Below are 17,216 nucleotides of genomic sequence, written 5' to 3'. Positions count from 1 at the left end.
ATCCAGGCTTTGGAGAATTGTGAATGTCTTCGTCAAGTAAAAGTGGAAGAAATATCGGTGTCCTGGCAAGACCTTTGAGTATTGAAGGGGTCGGCGCAGACAGCGTGCTTCCGCCAGAAGCTTCCATCGTGGGCGCGAAACTATTCATTCCGGAGTGGGAGGCTCCGTCCCAGACAACCGGTAAAAGTGACTTGCTGGAAGTGTGGGTGGTGCCGCCGGGTTCCCCGATTGAAATACGGTTCTACAGCAACTTCTTTCCTGTGCCGGTGGTCTTTCCGGATTTTGTTCTATTGCCGCCGCAATACCTTCAAATAGAGGGGGATATTCGCCTGCGTTATCGGGTGACGACGGGGGATGATGGAAACGAGGATACATCCTCCCCGCAAGTGTTCATTGTCAAACGGCCTACTCCTGTGAATCTCGCCGAACCAGATTTTCCCAGCGCTACGTTATGGGGCTATCTCAATTGCTCTTCGCAGCCGAAGTTATGGGAAAGCATATTCGTTCATGTTCCCGCTCAACCAGGACGGTTCGCCAAGGATGATGAGTGCGTCCTGAATTGGGAGGGTTTTACCACGCTCAATGGTGTAGGCCCGATCCCGGGTACAGCGCTGCGCTTGCCTAAGTTATTGACCCAGGAAGAGGCCACGTCCACGCAGGGATTCGATTTCGTATTGGGCAGCGATAAATATGAACAGTACATAAAGCCGATGGAACGCAATGCATCGGCTTTGGCCAGTTACATGCTGTATCGAAACGGCAACGCATTGGGAAAATCACCACCTGGGTTGGTAAAGATCGATCGAATCATCCCGGGCGAGGCGCGTCCCTGTGGCCCAGGTAGCGTGGCGGGGTTGGGTTCAGATACCGAGGGCGCCTCAGCGTTTCATGAAGTTGGCAATTCAATGAATCAATCATCGATGGAGTCTACAAACATGAACACACAGGTTAAGTCAGGTGGTGGTGTATTTGCCGAATCTCCAGTGATTGTCGGTCAATTGGCGGATGGCCGGCTCACCTATCAACAGCTCAAGACAGATCGACAGCTAAAAGTTGAGCTTGCGGACATCGACGATAAAGTAAGAGGGGGGGCAAGGATAACCCTTCATTTATTTCCACGAGGTGAAGTCGCTGACCCCGACCCCTATGTTACCACCTATATAGTTGCAGAAAAAATAAGGGCCGATGAGGCAGGAGATGTCTGGAGGTTCCCGATAGAGTTTGATGTACCGGTCGATAGCCTGGTCGATGTATTCGATATCGCTGGTGATTACGCCGCGTACGAAATGGCGTTTGTTCTGGAAGACGATGACGGTAACAGAGACACATCGAGCCCATTTACCGACGTCCTCGTTGATTTGACCGCGCCGTACCAAGGGCAGCCAGGCCAAGGTAACGGGACGGGCCCCCGGCCCGCACGGTTAACCTTGGGCGCTACGCATCCCGAAAACATTGACGACGCATGGCTGAGTGACCCCGCCAATGCCAACGGCTTGGACTTCACTATCCCCAATGCCTATACAAAGTTCGAACCGCTGAATGATACGGTCAATTTCTATATCTCGACTGAAGCAGACTTCAGCCTAATGCAAGCTGAAACTCCGGCTTTTAGCGGTCCTTTGCCTGCCACTGGGATCATCAATATTCCGCGCACTTTTCTGGCCGGGCTGGCCGAGGGAGCATATTTTTATGCCTACAACCTCATCGACCTGCCGGGCAATATCAGTAACAACTCAGACATCATCTTTGTGTTCAATCGGGTCAAGGCGCCTGCACCCATTCTCAGTGTTCCAAGGATTCCGGTGACCAATGGTAACGTGCCTATTAGCTTCTCGACGGTAGCGCCGCCCACTCGGGCCATTATGGAAATCGACCATCCGCTTAACGCCCTTGCCGGTGATCGAATCATTCCCTATATCCAATCGGCCTACGATCTCACTCCGGTGCCGGAACAAGCCATACCTGATCCTCCAACGCCTGGGACATTGAGGTTCAACCTGGACTATGCAACCTTGGCCCCACTCTTCGGGGACGAGAATAAAGACAGTGAAACCCAGATTGAGTACTGGTATGAACTGAGTCGCTCTACCATTCCCCTCAATCCGGTTTCGGCGCCCATGCAATACGCGACGATCGACTTTTCCTATGCCGGACCGGAAAACCCCAATGTGCCAGATCCGGAGAACCCCAACATAGATCCGGTAGTGGTTCAAGGCGCAGGCACCACTCCCCCCCCTCCCAATACCTTGGGGCCTGATCAGGCAGGTTTGGGCGCCGCCATGAACTGGCCCGTTTGGACTGACACCAATCGGCCCGTCACAGGCCGTGAAATCGTCAAGTTCTACTATCAAGGCAAACAGGTTGGCGGCCCAGTGCCTGTCCGGGTAGGTGCTACAACGGTCACGACACCATTGCCTTGGGGAACGATTCTGGCTGAGGGGAACGGCACAGTGGCTGGTGGCAACGCCCGTGAGGCCTACATCACCATCGAATACCCCGGCAGTGACAACGTGATGAAACAGACGCCAACGACCAAAGTCGATGTAACGGCTATCGTCATCAACTTGCCCGCCCCACAAGTTGTCGTATCGGCATACAGAGGTGCAAACGGTTCGGTGGTGCCGGAACGAATCGAGACCTTGATCAATTGCCCGAGCCTCAACCATCCGGCGGTGCCTGATGGCCCCATGCCTCCCTATATGCCACGCAATCTGCGAATCCGCATCCGGCGAGACCCCAATATTCCATCGGGTGCCACGGTGGCATTGGTATTCGAAGGGCGCGAAACCGACGCAGTGGGGGCGCCGGCCATTCCCAATACTCGCATTACGGATTCAGCGGTCATGCCGCCGACCGGCGACCTGGACTTCAGGCTGGATGACTACGCCAAAATACGCGAGATCCAGTTGCCGAGCCCAGGAGCAGGGGTACGCCCTCCCTTTAGATATGCCCATATCGCTTACACGGTCAATGGTATCGAATCAGCGGCCACCCTACGCGTGTCCCTCCTGAACTCCAGCCTCGTGTATTGCGAAGTGGAGCGTCCAGAGACGCCTTGATGTGGTTTCAACTACAACTTGATCTCGCTGCAGATACAAACAGTTAATGACGACAGTTGTTGTCGTCTTTAACTGTTGAAGCGAGATTCCGTAGATTCAGAAGTAGAGATCCCACATTTAAATGGGAAAAGTCGTATGCATATGCGGATTTATCCTACATAGCGATGAATAGATAAACACTAGTCTGGCGACCGTTTTTTATTCCGGCTCGCGCTCATTGAGTCGGACATTCGTTCCTGAAGGAATGTCATCTTGTAGGACTCATTAATATGTCGTCTAAGTCTGTATTTTCCTATCGCAAGACAGCTACCAGCGTGTCGGCCTTGTTGTTCATGCCGCTGCTGATCAATCCATCGCTGGCCCAAGCTGGCACTGTTCCCGCTGGGCAAAGTCAGGCTATTGACGTTAATACCCCGGTGGAAACCTGGACCGTTGAAATCGGCGCCACGTTAACAGGCTCGGGGGCCTCGACCTTAGGCATCACCGGCGTTGCGGGTGCCACGGTTAACCTGACCAACTCCACGGTCACCCCTGACGGAGTGAATGGCCTGACCCAGGGCATTGCGCTGACCAACGCCAGTGCGACGTTGAATAACTCCACGGTGACCAGTGCTCAGGGAATTGGCATATTAGCCGCACGTAATATCAACAGTGCTGGCGGCTCGCAGGTCACCCTGGGTAACAACAGTGTGGTCCGAGGCTTGGTGGGAGGGCTCGCTGGCAACCGTTTCAGCGACCTGACCGTTCAGGACTCCACGGTGGAGGGCACCGGCGCCAACAGTTTCGGGATACGTCTGCATGAGGGAGCGCTGTCCGCCAGCGGCAGCACGATCACTGGTGGCCTGAACGGGTTGATCGTGGGCACCGATGCCAACGCGTCAACGGTCATCCAGTCGTCGATCGTGCTGGACAGTACCCAGGTAGAAGGTCAAAGCGGTTCGGCCATTGTCGTCGGCTACAGTCCGGCCAATATTCCAGGTGTGGCCAACATCCAGGTCCGCAACGGTTCAACCCTGATCGGCGGGAACGGTACGTTGCTGGAAGTGCGTACCGGTGCCGCGGCTGATTTACTCGTCGACAACAGTACCTTGGCCGGTAATATCGTGGTGGATGAGGGTGGTTCGGGTAACGTCGTCCTGCAAAACGCGGCGGCGTTGACCGGTGATATGCAAAACGTCACCAGTGCGACCCTCAACAATCAGGCGAGTATGACGGGTAATGTCCTCGGCGCCTCGAGCGTGGTGATCAACAACGCCTCTACGCTCACCGGCAACTTGCAAGATGTCGCCAATGTCTCGATCAACAACCGCAGCGTAATGGTCGGTGATGTAATGGGCGCTGCCGACAGCGTGTCCAATCTGACCTTGGATAACGGCGCCAGCCTGACCGGCTTGGTAAGTGGCGTATCCAATTTCGCCATCAGCAATCAGGCGTTGTGGCAGATGACCGACAGCCAGGCGGTGAGCAATCTTACGCTCAACTCTGGCGGGACCGTTCGGCTGGGGAGCAATCAGCAATATTTCCAACTGGACGTGGCCAATCTGGCGGGTAATGGCAGGTTCGAAATAGGCACCGACTTCAATCAGGGCATCAGTGACCTGCTGAATATCACGGGCAGCGCTACCGGCAATCATCAGTTGTTGGTCGCCAGCACCGGTCTTGATCCGGTCAATGATGACTCGATCAAGGTGGTGCAGAGTGTCGCCTCAGGCGCCCAGTACGATCTGGTCAATGATCGCGTGGATGTCGGCGCTTATACCTACCGCTTGGTGAAGAACGGAGATGACTGGTATCTGCAACCTGATAAGGATGTGATCAGCACACCGACCCGTTCGGTCATGGCCATCTTCGGTACTGCGCCCACAGTGATCTATGGCGAGATGGCGTTGTTGAACACCCGGATGGGCGATCTGCGGGTCAATGGCGGCCAGACGGGTGGCTGGATTCGTTCGTTCGGTAACCGATACAGCGTCACCACCAACGCTTACGGCAACGGCTACAGTCAGAATCAACACGGCATCTCCCTGGGGGTCGATACCCCGGTGCAGATCGCGGGCGAACGTGTGTTGCTGGGTGTATTCGCCGGTTACAGCAAGTCGAACCTCGATTTGAGCCGTGGCAGCTCAGGCGAAATCGACAGCACCTCCCTGGGTATGTACGGCACTTGGCTGGGTGATAGCGGTTACTACCTGGATACCGTCGCCAAGCTCAACCATTTCCGTAACGACGCCAAGGTGACGATGAGCGATGGCACCAGGACCAAGGGCGGCTACAACAACCTGGGGGCCAGTGCGTCGGTGGAGTTTGGTAAACACATCGATATCAAGGATGGCTACTATGTGGAGCCGTTTACTCAGTGGCAGATGGCGACAGTGCAGGGCAAGGATTTCAACCTCGATAATGGTTTGAAGGCGGACGCCGACACCACGCGATCCATGCTGGGCAAAGTGGGTGTGACACTGGGACGGGGTATGACCCTGGACGATGGCAGCGTACTGCAACCGCATATTCGCACCGCGGTGGTCCAGGAGTTCGCCAAGCACAACGAAGTTCGAGTCAACAACAACAAGTTCAACAACGACTTGTCCGGTACCCGGTTCGAAGTGGCGGCGGGAGCCTCATGGACATTGAGTGATCGTTGGCAGGTGCATGCCGAACTCGATACCAGCAAAGGTGACAATGTCACCAAGGACATCGGTTTCAATCTGGGCGCTCACTACTCATTCTGAGTCATGTAAAAAAGGGAAGCTTCGGCTTCCCTTTTTACGTGGTGTTGGCAGCGAACTATCAAGCCTTGAGCACCTGGAACTGGCCTTTGAGCAGCATGGTTTGTCCATTGGTTCCCGGCAGTTCTAGATCAACATTGAAGTTGCCCCTTACGTTCCCCTCCGAGGCCGGTACCAATTCAATGCTGCCGGAAATACCTTCGTAAATAGTGGTGGACTCCTTGAGGCTGAAGCCCACATCATCCCGTGTTTTCAACTCATAGCTACCCGGCTCGAAATTTGCCGGAATGATGATAATGAGCTCACGAGTGGAAGTGATTGTCGCCCTCGTCTTTTTTTCTTCCCGATCAATGGCGGTAATCACCACGGCTTCCGTTCGCGTGATACCTGCTTTTTTCTTTTCGATCAGCCGAGAGGTGGCGACAAACTCGGGGAAGTCTTTACCATTGGTGGAGAAAGCTGACGCGGTGACATAGTTGCCGGGAGCAAAGCTCAATTGATAAGTGGCAGCATTCATGGATTCGGTCTCCGTTGCTAGAACTAAGGTGTCCAAAGGCCGTGTTGACCCTAATGCTGGATGAACTCTAGAGAACGCGTTTTTTAAAGGCTTGTAAACTGTCATTCCTGACAGTTTACAAGCACTTTTATTTATGATTTTTTGAGTGGCTCTCAGGCGGGCTGACTCTTAAATGTGCTTGTGCCCTGGAGTGGCGAGGGAGTTCTTTGGCATGGTGCTTCTCCGACAGTGAACGTTGCATGCTAGGGGGGGAAGGGGGCGCATCGGTAAAGCTTTGTAGGTGCTGTGTGAAATTGTGTAAGGGGTTTGCTCGTGGGTGGGTGAGGGCGTATATCCTTGGCAGCTTGATTCCTTGGTGCCTGTTATGTCGCCTTCGCGAGCAAGCCCGCTCCCACAGAGGTTTACATGAACATTGTGGGAGGGGCTTGCTCGCGAAGGCGATCCGCCAGGCGCCCCAGCACTCTGGAAACACCATGCCCAACATCCTCCTGGTGGAAGACGACACCGCCCTCTCTGAACTGATCGCCAGCTACCTGGAGCGCAACGGCTACAGGGTCAGTGTGCTCAGCCGTGGCGATCATGTGCGGGAACGGGCGCGGGTCGATCCGCCGGACCTGGTGATCCTCGATCTGATGCTGCCGGGGCTGGACGGCTTGCAGGTCTGCCGCTTGTTGCGGGCCGATTCGGCGACCCTGCCGATTCTGATGCTCACCGCCCGGGACGACAGCCATGATCAGGTGTTGGGCCTGGAAATGGGCGCCGATGACTACGTCAGCAAGCCCTGTGAACCCCGGGTCCTGCTGGCACGCGTTCGGACCTTGTTGCGCCGCAGCAGCCTTACCGAGCCGCAGACGGTCAACGATCGCATTCTCATGGGCAACCTGTGCATCGACCTGTCCGAACGCACCGTGACCTGGCGCGGGCAAGCGGTGGAGCTGTCCAGCGGCGAATACAACCTGCTGGTGGTACTGGCCCGGCATTGCGGCGAGGTGCTGAGCCGCGACCAGATTCTGCAGCGTCTGCGCGGCATCGAGTTCAACGGCACCGACCGCTCGGTGGACGTGGCGATCTCCAAGCTGCGGCGCAAGTTCGACGACAACGCCGGCGAAGCCCGCAAGATCAAGACCGTGTGGGGCAAGGGTTATCTGTTCAGCCGTTCCGAGTGGGAATGCTGAGTCGATGTGGAAGCTGCTGATTCGCCTTTACCTGGTCACCATCGTGTCCTACAGCGCCGCGATCTATCTGATGCCGGAGTTGGTGGTCCGGCTGTTTCATGAGCGCTTCCTGAACTACAACCTCGATTATTCCCGTGGCCTGCAAACCTTGATGGTCCGGCAGTTCCATAACGTGCCCAGCGAGCAGTGGCCGGCACTGGCGGCACAGATGGACAAGGAATTCGAGCCGCTGCGCATCGAACTGGCGGCCATCGAGGATGAGGGTTTCAGCACTGACGAGCAGGCGCGTCTAAAGCGCGGCGAGAACGTGGTGCGCCTGGGCGAATGGGCCTGGCGAACCTTGGCGGCCGCGCCGCTGGATGAGCGCACGGCGGTCAAGATGATTGTGCCCCCGGACCCGACCGAGGTCAGTTGGCTGTACTGGAGCATCAACGTGTTGATCGGTGCCACGATGCTGGCTTGCCTGCTGCTTTGGTTGCGGCCGCATTGGCGCGATCTGGAACGGCTCAAACGCACGGCTGAACGCTTCGGCAAAGGCCATTTGAGCGAACGTACGCAGATTGGCTCCAGCTCGAACATCGGCAGCCTGGCCCACGTGTTCGACACAATGGCCGGCGACATCGAGCGCTTGCTCAACCAGCAGCGCGATCTGCTCAATGCAGTGTCCCATGAATTGCGCACGCCATTGACCCGCCTCGATTTCGGCCTGGCCCTGGCGCTGTCCGATGACCTGCCGCCGGCCAGTCGCGAACGGCTGCAAGGGTTGGTGGCGCACATCCGCGAGCTGGATGAGTTGGTGCTGGAGTTGCTGTCTTACAGCCGTCTGCAGAACCCCGAGCTTCTGCCCGAACGCGTGGAGGTGGCGCTGGACGAGTTCATCGACAGTATCCTGGGCAGTGTCGACGAGGACCTGGCGGCGCCGGATGTGGTGATCGATGTGCTGCTGCACGGCACGCTGGAGCGTTTCGTGCTGGACCCGCGCCTGACGGCCCGGGCGTTGCAGAATCTGTTACGCAACGCCATGCGTTATTGCGAAAAGCGGATCCAGGTCGGCGTGCTGGTCGGCGTCCAGGGTTGCGAGATCTGGGTCGACGACGACGGTATCGGTATTCCTGACAGCGAGCGCGAGCGTATATTCGAACCGTTCTATCGCTTGGACCGCAGCCGCGACCGCGCCACGGGTGGTTTTGGCCTGGGCCTGGCCATCAGCCGTCGCGCCCTGCAAGCCCAGGGCGGTACGCTGACGGCGCAAGCTTCGCCGCTGGGTGGGGCGCGATTGCGCTTGTGGTTGCCAACGCGGTGAGGCTGGGGGAGGGGTCAGGCGTTTATTGCGCTCGATTCAATCAGCGCCACACCCGCTTGCTGCATCCGCCGGATTGCCGCCTCCATCGAACCGTCGATATCAATGCCCCGACAGGCGTCGAGCACCACAAGCGCGTTGAACCCCGCCGCCCGGGCATCCAGCGCCGAGAACATCACGCAGAAATCCAGCGCCAGCCCCACCATGTACACCGTATCGATGCCGCGCTCCTTGAGGTAGCCCGTCAGGCCGGTGGGTGTCTGGCGGTCGGCTTCCATGAAGGCCGAATAGCTGTCGATGTCCGGGTTGCAACCCTTACGAATGATCAGTTGCGCGTGGGGCAGGTCCAGGGCCGGGTGCAGCGCGGCGCCTTGGGTGCCCTGTATGCAGTGGTCGGGCCACAGTTTCTGTTCGCCATAGGGCAGTTGAATGAGGTCGAACGGTTGCTTGTCCGGATGGCTGGAGGCAAACGAAGCATGCCCGGCCGGATGCCAGTCCTGGGCCAGGATGACCTGCCTGAATGAACGACCCAGGCGGTTGATCAATGGCACGATTTCGTCACCCCCCGGTACGGCTAATTGGCCTCCGGGGATGAAGTCGTTCTGAACGTCTATTACCACTAACGCGGTGGTTGGGGCGATCATGGATGGGTCTCCTGAAATATGGCCCACCACAGCTTAGCCGAACGGCCTGTGACGCAGGTGCCTTCAGTCATCCGGAGACAAGATGTCCTTCGTCGCAAATATTCCAGGGTTGATGGCTTTTTGATATTTGGTCGGTACGCCCGTACCGCAATTGAGTACAATCGCCGCCTTTCAACCGGGCATGGAAGCAGTTCGGCTTTCCAGTCACGAGAAAAAACCATGCTCATCGGCAGTTACTCCCCGGCCCTTGTTTCAATTTCCCTGTTTGTTGCGGTACTGGCTTCCTACACTGCGCTGGACATGACCGGACGCATCGCGACCACCCAGGGGCGCGCGGCGCATTGGTGGATGGCCGGCGGTTCCCTGGCAATGGGCGTCGGGGTCTGGTCCATGCATTTTATCGGCATGCTGGCGTTCACCTTGCCGGTGGAGCTTGGCTACGATGTATCGATCACCGCCTTGTCCCTGCTGATCGCCATCCTGTCCTGCGGTTTTGCCCTGTGGTTGGTCAGTCAACCGCAATTGCCGGCGTGGCAACTGGCTTTCGGCGCGTTGATCATGGGCGCCGGCATCAGCGCCATGCATTACACCGGCATGGCGGCGCTGCGGATGCAGCCGGGTATTGATTATGACCCCTCGTTGTTCGGGGCTTCGCTGGTGATTGCGGTCGGCGCTTCGGCGGCTGCGTTGTGGATCGCCTTTCGCTTGCGCCAGAACATCCCCCATGTACGTCTGGCCCGCGCCGGCGCTGCTGTCGTGATGGGCCTGGCCATTGTCGGCATGCATTACACCGGCATGGCCGCAGCGCGCTTCAGCGACGGCAGCTTTTGCGGTGCTCTGGACGGCTTGAGTGGCAAGGGTCTGGACAATCTGGTGCTGATCACCACGTTGGCGGTACTGGCCATCGCCTTGCTCACGTCGATTCTCGATGCGCGCCTGGAGGCCCGGACCGCAGAGCTGGCCCAATCGCTGACTCTGGCCAACCGTGAACTGACGCAACTGGCCCTGCACGACCCCCTCACCGAATTGCCCAACCGCGTGCTGCTGGCCGATCGTATCGGTCAGGCCATGCATCGGGTGCATGAGCAGGGCGGCTGTTTCGCCTTGATGTTCATCGACCTGGATGGCTTCAAACCGGTCAACGATGCTTTCGGCCATCACATGGGCGACCTGTTGCTGCGCGACGTGGCCCTGCGCCTGCGGGAAGACTTGCGCAGCCAGGACACCCTGGCGCGGATCGGCGGTGATGAGTTCGTGCTGCTGGTGCAACTGGCCGAGCCTGACGATGCGTTGCGCCTGGCGGCCCGCCAGGTCGGGCTGATCGGTCGCACATTCCGGGTGGCCGATCATGACCTGCAGATATCCGCCAGTGTCGGCATCGCGCTTTATCCGGGCAACGGCCAGAGCGCCGAAGAGCTGCTGATGAATGCCGACGCGGCGATGTACCACGCCAAGGGCGCCGGCAAGAATGGCTACAGCTTTTTCGATGCCTCGATGAACAGCAACGCCCGCAAGCAACTGCAACTGCTGCAAGACCTGCGCATCGCCGTCGAGCAACGCCAGTTCAGCCTCCATTACCAGCCCAAGTTCGACGCTGCCAACGGCCGTCCGGTGGGGGCCGAAGCCTTGTTGCGCTGGACGCATCCAACCCAGGGCCTGTTGATGCCCGATACTTTCATCGACCTTGCGGAAAAGACCGGGCTGATCATTCCCATCGGGGAATGGGTGTTGAACGAGGCCTGCCGCCAGATGCGCGAATGGTACGTGCTCGGCTACACCGACTGGCGCATCGCGGTGAACCTGTCGGCCTTGCAGTTCTGTCACGTGGGCTTGGTGCAGAGCGTCGCCACGGCGCTGGAAATTCATCATCTGCCGGCCAACAGCCTGACCCTGGAAATCACCGAAACCACGGCGATGAGCGATGCCGATGCAAGCATGACCGTGCTGCAGCAGCTCTCGGACATGGGCGTGGATTTGTCCATCGACGACTTTGGCACCGGTTATTCGAGCCTGATGTACCTCAAGCGTTTGCCGGCCAACGAGCTGAAGATCGATCGCGGTTTCGTCCGCGACCTGGAGCACGACAGTGATGATGCGGCGATTGTCTCGGCCATCGTCGCCCTCGGCCAGGCCCTGGGGCTGCGGATTGTTGCCGAAGGGGTGGAGACCGACGTGCAGCAGGATTTCCTGACTCAATTGGGTTGCGATTCGCTGCAGGGTTACCTGCTGGGCCACCCGCTGCCGGCCGAGCGCTTCCTGCAGGACATTCGCAAGGCACAACGGCTGGCGCTGGCCTGAGCGGCCGCTCAGGGAACGATGTCGAACGCCGTGCTGCCCAGCCGTTCGCCATTGACCAGCAGATGCACCGCATGCCGGCCCGCGTAGTGTCGGCGGGTGGTCAGTTCGCGAATATGCTGGGAACGGCTGAGGCTGACGCACTCAAGGGCAGGCAGGTCGAAGGTCTTGAGCTTGAAGACTTTGGCCGAGTTGCCGCCCGAGGCTTTCACGTAGTCGATGGCATAGTCGATCACCAGGCGCTGGTTCTGCTCGAGGGTTGATTGCACCTTGAACGACAAGGTAATCGGTTCGCCGAGACGAATCACCGCCGGCGTGACCTGTAAGTCCAGCACCTGGATGTGCGCCTTGCCGCCGACGCCGATAACCGCCAGTGCCCGCGAATTGCCTTGTTTGATCAGGCTGCGCAAAGCATGGCGGGCGATCCATGCGGTATGGCGATCTTGCAGGGGCCAGCCTTCGATCCGGTCCAGCACCCAATCAGGGTGCTGCTTGGTGATGTCGTTGAGATGGTTGGCCACGGACTTGCGTACATACAGACTGTTGTCGGCCTTGAGGGCCTCAAGGATCGCGGCGGCGAGGTCGGGGTTGGCCTGGATCGGCTCCAGGTGGAACGACCAGGGCAAGCGCGGTCGACTGCCTTCACTGGCCAGGCGACGTACGTGTTCGTTGGGGTCGTGCGCCCAGTCGTGCATGGCCTTGAGGGTGCGCGCCAGGTCATCGCGCAGGAAATGCCGCACGGCGAACTCCGAAGAGCCGAACCGGGTGAAATACTTGAGCGCATCCAGGGACAGGTCGAAGCTGTGCCGGCCGTAGGACGCCACGTAGTGGGGCAGGAACATACTGACAAACATGCTGTTGAGTCGGGGCGCCAGGTCCCGCAGCACATCCAGCGACGCCTCGTACTCCAAGGGCAGTACCGCATGTAGGCACTCACTGACTCGCGCCATGCGTTGCATCACCGACAACTCGCTCAGCCCGTCATTGGCCATGTCCAGGAACGCCCGGCTATCGAAAGCCGGATACACCGCGCTCATTTCACTGGCGATGTGCTCAAGGCGTGTGGCGTTGAAGATTTCCTTGAGGGCAGGGGATGAGGTGGTGGCGGTGCTCATGGCGGGGTCCGTGCGGTGAGGTGTGTTGGACTTTATAGGGGATGTGGCTGCCAATGTGTAGTCCGGCCCGTGGCGAGGGAGCTTGCTCCCGTCGGGCTGCGCAACAGTCCAGCGGGAGCAAGCTCCCTCGCCACAGGGGCATCGCCTCAGACTTGCGCCACTTCACTCACATACTGGCGGATATGCCCCAACCCCCGTTCCACATAGGCCTCTTTCTCGCCCACCGGGGCAAAGTAATGCAGCACTTCCCGCGCGGTCTCCAGGCCCTTGAGCCGCGCCAGCACCCAGGCCGACAGGTACTGGGCGGAGAAACAGCCACCGGCGGTGGCGATATTGCCATTGGCGTGGAACGCCTGGTTGACCACGTTGACACCCGCCGCCACGACCCATGGTTTACTGGTGGTGTCGGTGCAGGCCGGTGCCTGGCCGAGCAGCCCCAGGCGTGCCAGCAGGAATGTGCCGGAGCATTGGGAACCGAGCAACTGGCGCGTCGGGTCCAGGCGCAGCCGGCTCATGATGGCCGGGTTGTCGGCCACTTCCCGGGTCTTCATGCCGCTGCCAAACAACACGGCGTCGGCCTTGCAGGCCTGCTCCAGGTCGATCTGGGCGTCGATGGTCAAACCATTCATGGACGTGACGCGCGGGGTAGGTGAAGCGATGCTCACGCGCCACTCCTTATCGCCGATCAGGGAAATACGGCTGAGCATGCCGTAGGCAATCAGTGAGTCCAGTTCGTTGAAGCCGTCGAAGGTCAGAATGGCGATGTGCATGGCGAGCCCCGGTTTTTATAAATGGCTTTTTTGCCAGCCTACGCCGGTTGTCGGCATCACCGCCCCGTACAGTCGGCGACGGATTCGTCGCTACAGTAAAAGGAATGATTCGCCGCCGTTGAAGTCGGAGATTTCAGTATTCTCGAAATCACTGGAGTTTTTATGCGCAAGCCTACCCTGATCGCCAGCCTGGTCCTGATCGCCGGTCTCGGAGCCCTTGGCCCTGTGGCGCAAGCGGTCGAGGCCACCGGAGATGCGGTGGAACATTCACCCAACAATGGTCGCCGGTTGGTGGAGGCCGACCGGACGCCTTCTGAATATCAGCGCTCGGACAAGGCCATTAAAAACTGGAAGGAGAAGGGGCTCGAAGCACCCGAAGAAGGCGCGCAATGGGTGCAGATCCATGACAAATACGTGATGGTGGTGATTGCCTCCGGCCGGATCCTGAAAATCACCCCCGCCACACGCTAGTCCTTTGAGCTCACTTCGCCTTTGTCCCACAGGCGAACCAGCTCGCCGGGTGCCTGGTCTTCAGGCACCTGCAGCACCATTTCGTCGTCCTGGTCGTTGGCGCGATAGCGCACCTCGATCCGGAAAAAACGCTGGTCGCCGCGCCCCGGTGCCGCCGAGTCCAGCGGCAGACACCCTTCCAGTACCGAACAGATACGCGTGCGCTGGTCGAGATCGCACTGGGCGAAATCGATTTCCCGAGGGCGAGTCAAGCCGGGCATCGCCGCCACGCCGCCCTGGCGGGAAAGCCGCACCACGGCGTGATCATCGAGGTTTGGAAGGGGTTTCATCAGTGCTCCTCGGTTAAATCGACGCCAACCTGAGCCCAGCCGTTCTGCACCGCTTGCACTTCCCGGATGCCAAAGCGCTGGCGGGCGTGCTCGACGGTCAAGCGCGCGAAGTCGCTGAAGGAGGCGTCGTTGGCCAGTCTTCTGTCGCACAAGGTTTCATACCAGATCCGGCCGGCCTTTTCCCAGGCAAATCCGCCCAGCGTGGTGGCCGCCAGATAGAAGGCGCGGTTGGGAATGCCGGAATTGATGTGCACGCCGCCGTTGTCCTCGCGGGTGATGACGAATTCACGCATGTGCGCCGGTTGCGGGTCCTTGCCCAACAGCGGGTCATCGTAGGCCGTGCCGGGGTTGGACATGCTGCGCAGGCCGTCACCGTTGATCTTGTCAGTGAGCAGGTCGGCGCCGATCAGCCAGTCGGCCTGGTCGGCGGTCTGTTCGAGGACGAACTGCTTGACCAGCACCCCGAATACATCGGACATGGACTCGTTCAACGCCCCAGACTGGTTGGCGTAGATCAATCCGGCTTCGCTTTCGGTCACGCCATGGGCCAACTCGTGGGCCACCACGTCGAGGGAGCGGGTGAAACGCTGGAAGATTTCCCCATCGCCGTCGCCGAACACCATCTGCGCGCCGTTCCAGAAGGCGTTTTCGTAGTCCTGGCCGTAATGCACGCTACCCACCAGGGCGAAGCCTTTGTTGTCGATGGAGTCGCGCCCCAGCACTTTCCAGAAAAAATCGTAGGTGGCTCCCAGGGCATCGTAGGCCTCGTCCACGGCCGGGTCGCCAGTGGCTGCCTGGCCTTCGAGGCGTACCGGCTGGCCGGGCAGTTCCATGGTGTTTTGTGCGTCATGCACGCTGCGCTGGGGTTGGCCTGGCTTGCCGGGCCTGGGCAGCGCTGCGGCGGCGGGCGGGGTGTGCGGCGGACCGGGGTTGTGCCGCAGATTGCGTACGTGGGTCAGGGTGCCGAGGGCGCTGGAGCGTTGATGTTCGGAACCGTGGGCGATGATTCGGTTGAGGATATAGGGAGGAATGAAGCCGTGGAGCGGGCGAAAGTCGATCATCAGAACATCCTTATCTGAAATACAGGGTCGATACCCATGTGAACCGAAGCGACTGCTGCGGTTCCCTTGTGCACCCAATACACAAAAGTTTGCCAGCCACGCGGATTTCTGCGAAAACCCGCGCCTGAACCACACGGGAGTAGCCCATGAACGAAGAACTGCAAATCATCGACCTGGAGCAGGGCGACGGCAAAAGCGTAGTCAAAGGCGCGCTGATCACCACCCAATACCGTGGCACGCTGGAAGACGGCACCGAATTCGATTCGTCCTACAGTCGAGGCAAACCTTTTCAGTGCGTGATTGGCACCGGTCGGGTGATCAAGGGCTGGGACGTCGGCCTGATGGGCATGAAGGTCGGCGGCAAACGCAAGCTGTGGGTGCCGGCGAATCTGGCCTATGGCGAACGGTCCATGGGCGCTCACATCAAGCCGGGCGCCAATCTGATTTTCGAAATCGAGCTGCTGGAAGTGCTGACCCGCGACGATTGAAAGTGTTGCTACTATCTGAAGTCCTGCCATGGCTCGATTCGTCGGGGGGCGAAATATGAATGCAGAGCAACATGACCTTGGGGTGTCCCAGGTCGCCGCGGCCATTGCCGAACCGGCCCGCACCCGAATGCTGTGCGCGTTGATGGACGGCCATGCCCGAACCAGCACGGAGTTGGCGAGCATCGCCGATGTCAGTGCCTCTACCGCCAGCAGCCATTTGGCGAAGCTCAAGGAACTGGCCTTGGTGCGTTTGTACGTCCAGGGCCGACATCGCTATTACAGCCTGGCGGATAAGCGGGTTGCCCAGGCGCTGGAAGCGTTGATGGTGATCGGCCAGAACGCCGCCCCGACCTTCACCGCGCGCGCCCCGGATCGCCTGCAATTCGCCCGCACCTGCTACGACCACATGGCCGGCACGCTGGCGGTGCGCATGCATGATCGGATGCTTGAGGCTGGATGGCTGGTGGATGTGGAAGGCAAAGGGTATCGCCTGAGTGACTCCGGCGAAGCGCTGTTCCAAGGGCTGGGCATTGATGTCCAGGCGCTTGCCGGTCAGCGACGCCGATTTGCCTGTCCATGCCTGGACTGGAGCATGCGCCGTCCGCACCTGGGGGGCGCCTTGGGCGCGGCGTTGCTGCAAGTGGCGATCAAGCGCAAATGGGTGATTCAGGACCTGGATAGCCGGGCGCTGGGGTTGACGGCCAGTGGGGGCAAGGAAATGGCGGCGCGATTGGGTGTCGATGTCGAGATGGATGTCGGACCTGCTGGCGCCATCGCGAGCAGGCTCGCTCCCACAGTGGAATTGCGCTGAACGCATGATTGATGGCCAACGACAGACCCTGTGGGAGCGGGCTTGCCCGCGAAGGGGCCTTCACATCCAGCATCCATGCAAGCTGATCCACCGCCATCGCGAGCAGGCTCGCTCCCACAGTGGAACTGCGCTGAACACATGATTGATGGCCACCGACAAACCCTGTGGGAGCGGGCTTGCCCGCGAAGGGGCCTTCACATCCAGCATCCATGCAAGCTGGTCCACCGCCTTCGCGAGCAAGCCCACTCCCACAGTGGACCTGCGCTGAACACATGATTGATGGCCACCGACAAACCCTGTGGGAGCGGGCTTGCCCGCGAAGGGGCCTTCACATCCAACATCCATGCAAGCTGATCCACCGCCATCGCGAGCAAGCTCGCTCCCACAGTGGAATTGCGCTGAACGCATGATTGATGGCCAACGACAGACCCTGTGGGAGCGGGCTTGCCCGCGAA

14 protein-coding genes are annotated in these 17,216 nt (G+C 59.3%); 8 read left to right on the top strand and 6 right to left on the bottom strand.

Translation table 11 applies throughout. The annotated features are described in order from the left end of the window. Nucleotides 1-23: 23 nt before the first annotated feature. Nucleotides 24-3,059, top strand: coding sequence for a hypothetical protein (locus CRX69_RS20700; protein WP_107322744.1), 3,036 nt, complete (start codon nucleotides 24-26; stop codon nucleotides 3,057-3,059). 269 nt (nucleotides 3,060-3,328) lie between these two features. Beyond that, nucleotides 3,329-5,788, top strand: coding sequence for an autotransporter outer membrane beta-barrel domain-containing protein (locus tag CRX69_RS20695; RefSeq protein ID WP_107322743.1), 2,460 nt, complete (start codon nucleotides 3,329-3,331; stop codon nucleotides 5,786-5,788). Between the two features lie 58 nt (nucleotides 5,789-5,846). Here CRX69_RS20695 and CRX69_RS20690 read toward each other — a convergent pair whose 3' ends face one another. Next, nucleotides 5,847-6,302, bottom strand: a complete 456-nt coding sequence (locus tag CRX69_RS20690) for a hypothetical protein (RefSeq protein ID WP_047227622.1) — start codon at nucleotides 6,300-6,302, stop codon at nucleotides 5,847-5,849. 473 nt (nucleotides 6,303-6,775) lie between these two features. On the opposite strand from CRX69_RS20690, the gene CRX69_RS20685 reads away from it, so the two are divergent. Together CRX69_RS20685 and CRX69_RS20680 are read left to right on the top strand one after the other, a co-directional pair. Further along, the gene (locus CRX69_RS20685) at nucleotides 6,776-7,477 is read left to right on the top strand and encodes a response regulator (protein ID WP_047227621.1); all 702 of its coding nucleotides are present in this window, start codon (nucleotides 6,776-6,778) and stop codon (nucleotides 7,475-7,477) included. Between the two features lie 4 nt (nucleotides 7,478-7,481). Continuing rightward, on the top strand, nucleotides 7,482-8,780 hold the full coding sequence (locus tag CRX69_RS20680) for an ATP-binding protein (RefSeq protein ID WP_047227620.1): 1,299 nt from the start codon (nucleotides 7,482-7,484) through the stop codon (nucleotides 8,778-8,780). A 14-nt stretch (nucleotides 8,781-8,794) separates the two neighbouring features. On the opposite strand, the gene pncA is transcribed toward CRX69_RS20680, so the two are convergent. Then, entirely contained in the window at nucleotides 8,795-9,421 is a 627-nt protein-coding gene (pncA, locus tag CRX69_RS20675; RefSeq protein WP_047227619.1) for a bifunctional nicotinamidase/pyrazinamidase, read from the bottom strand. Between the two features lie 219 nt (nucleotides 9,422-9,640). Here pncA and CRX69_RS20670 point away from each other — a divergent pair, with 219 nt between their 5' ends. Then, entirely contained in the window at nucleotides 9,641-11,719 is a 2,079-nt protein-coding gene (locus tag CRX69_RS20670) for a putative bifunctional diguanylate cyclase/phosphodiesterase (RefSeq protein ID WP_107322742.1), read from the top strand. Between the two features lie 8 nt (nucleotides 11,720-11,727). Here the strand turns inward: CRX69_RS20670 and CRX69_RS20665 are convergent, their stop codons facing one another. Further along, nucleotides 11,728-12,831, bottom strand: coding sequence for a DNA alkylation repair protein (locus tag CRX69_RS20665; protein WP_107322741.1), 1,104 nt, complete (start codon nucleotides 12,829-12,831; stop codon nucleotides 11,728-11,730). Between the two features lie 146 nt (nucleotides 12,832-12,977). Further along, the gene (locus tag CRX69_RS20660) at nucleotides 12,978-13,601 is read right to left on the bottom strand and encodes a DJ-1/PfpI family protein (RefSeq protein ID WP_047227616.1); all 624 of its coding nucleotides are present in this window, start codon (nucleotides 13,599-13,601) and stop codon (nucleotides 12,978-12,980) included. Between the two features lie 162 nt (nucleotides 13,602-13,763). Between CRX69_RS20660 and CRX69_RS20655 the strand changes: the two genes are divergently transcribed. After that, entirely contained in the window at nucleotides 13,764-14,072 is a 309-nt protein-coding gene (locus CRX69_RS20655) for an RcnB family protein (RefSeq protein WP_107322740.1), read from the top strand. Here CRX69_RS20655 and CRX69_RS20650 read toward each other — a convergent pair. Next, a complete protein-coding gene (locus tag CRX69_RS20650; RefSeq protein ID WP_047227614.1) occupies nucleotides 14,069-14,401 on the bottom strand; it encodes a protealysin inhibitor emfourin in 333 nt (110 codons plus the stop codon). The genes CRX69_RS20655 and CRX69_RS20650 overlap by 4 nt on opposite strands. Next, nucleotides 14,401-15,462, bottom strand: coding sequence for a M4 family metallopeptidase (locus CRX69_RS20645; protein ID WP_047227613.1), 1,062 nt, complete (start codon nucleotides 15,460-15,462; stop codon nucleotides 14,401-14,403). The genes CRX69_RS20650 and CRX69_RS20645 overlap by 1 nt, the downstream gene beginning before the upstream one ends. 146 nt (nucleotides 15,463-15,608) lie before the next feature. Between CRX69_RS20645 and CRX69_RS20640 the strand changes: the two genes are divergently transcribed. Beyond that, the gene (locus CRX69_RS20640; protein WP_047227612.1) at nucleotides 15,609-15,950 is read left to right on the top strand and encodes an FKBP-type peptidyl-prolyl cis-trans isomerase; all 342 of its coding nucleotides are present in this window, start codon (nucleotides 15,609-15,611) and stop codon (nucleotides 15,948-15,950) included. A 55-nt stretch (nucleotides 15,951-16,005) separates the two neighbouring features. Next, on the top strand, nucleotides 16,006-16,761 hold the full coding sequence (locus tag CRX69_RS20635) for an ArsR/SmtB family transcription factor (protein WP_107322739.1): 756 nt from the start codon (nucleotides 16,006-16,008) through the stop codon (nucleotides 16,759-16,761). Nucleotides 16,762-17,216 lie beyond the last annotated feature (455 nt).

The sequence above is a fragment of the Pseudomonas rhizophila genome (assembly GCF_003033885.1).
GTDB lineage: Bacteria > Pseudomonadota > Gammaproteobacteria > Pseudomonadales > Pseudomonadaceae > Aquipseudomonas > Aquipseudomonas rhizophila.
This window is presented reverse-complemented; position numbering and strand designations above follow the sequence as displayed.

Coding starts and splice junctions, on each gene's coding strand:
- CRX69_RS20685 (WP_047227621.1), top strand. CDS start 6,776: ATGCCCAACATCCTCCTGGTGGAAGACGACACCGCCCTCTCTGAACTG.
- CRX69_RS20700 (WP_107322744.1), top strand. CDS start 24: ATGTCTTCGTCAAGTAAAAGTGGAAGAAATATCGGTGTCCTGGCAAGA.
- CRX69_RS20650 (WP_047227614.1), bottom strand. CDS start 14,401: ATGAAACCCCTTCCAAACCTCGATGATCACGCCGTGGTGCGGCTTTCC.
- CRX69_RS20670 (WP_107322742.1), top strand. CDS start 9,641: ATGCTCATCGGCAGTTACTCCCCGGCCCTTGTTTCAATTTCCCTGTTT.
- CRX69_RS20640 (WP_047227612.1), top strand. CDS start 15,609: ATGAACGAAGAACTGCAAATCATCGACCTGGAGCAGGGCGACGGCAAA.
- CRX69_RS20655 (WP_107322740.1), top strand. CDS start 13,764: ATGCGCAAGCCTACCCTGATCGCCAGCCTGGTCCTGATCGCCGGTCTC.
- CRX69_RS20635 (WP_107322739.1), top strand. CDS start 16,006: ATGAATGCAGAGCAACATGACCTTGGGGTGTCCCAGGTCGCCGCGGCC.
- CRX69_RS20695 (WP_107322743.1), top strand. CDS start 3,329: ATGTCGTCTAAGTCTGTATTTTCCTATCGCAAGACAGCTACCAGCGTG.
- pncA (WP_047227619.1), bottom strand. CDS start 9,421: ATGATCGCCCCAACCACCGCGTTAGTGGTAATAGACGTTCAGAACGAC.
- CRX69_RS20665 (WP_107322741.1), bottom strand. CDS start 12,831: ATGAGCACCGCCACCACCTCATCCCCTGCCCTCAAGGAAATCTTCAAC.
- CRX69_RS20660 (WP_047227616.1), bottom strand. CDS start 13,601: ATGCACATCGCCATTCTGACCTTCGACGGCTTCAACGAACTGGACTCA.
- CRX69_RS20690 (WP_047227622.1), bottom strand. CDS start 6,302: ATGAATGCTGCCACTTATCAATTGAGCTTTGCTCCCGGCAACTATGTC.
- CRX69_RS20680 (WP_047227620.1), top strand. CDS start 7,482: ATGTGGAAGCTGCTGATTCGCCTTTACCTGGTCACCATCGTGTCCTAC.
- CRX69_RS20645 (WP_047227613.1), bottom strand. CDS start 15,462: ATGATCGACTTTCGCCCGCTCCACGGCTTCATTCCTCCCTATATCCTC.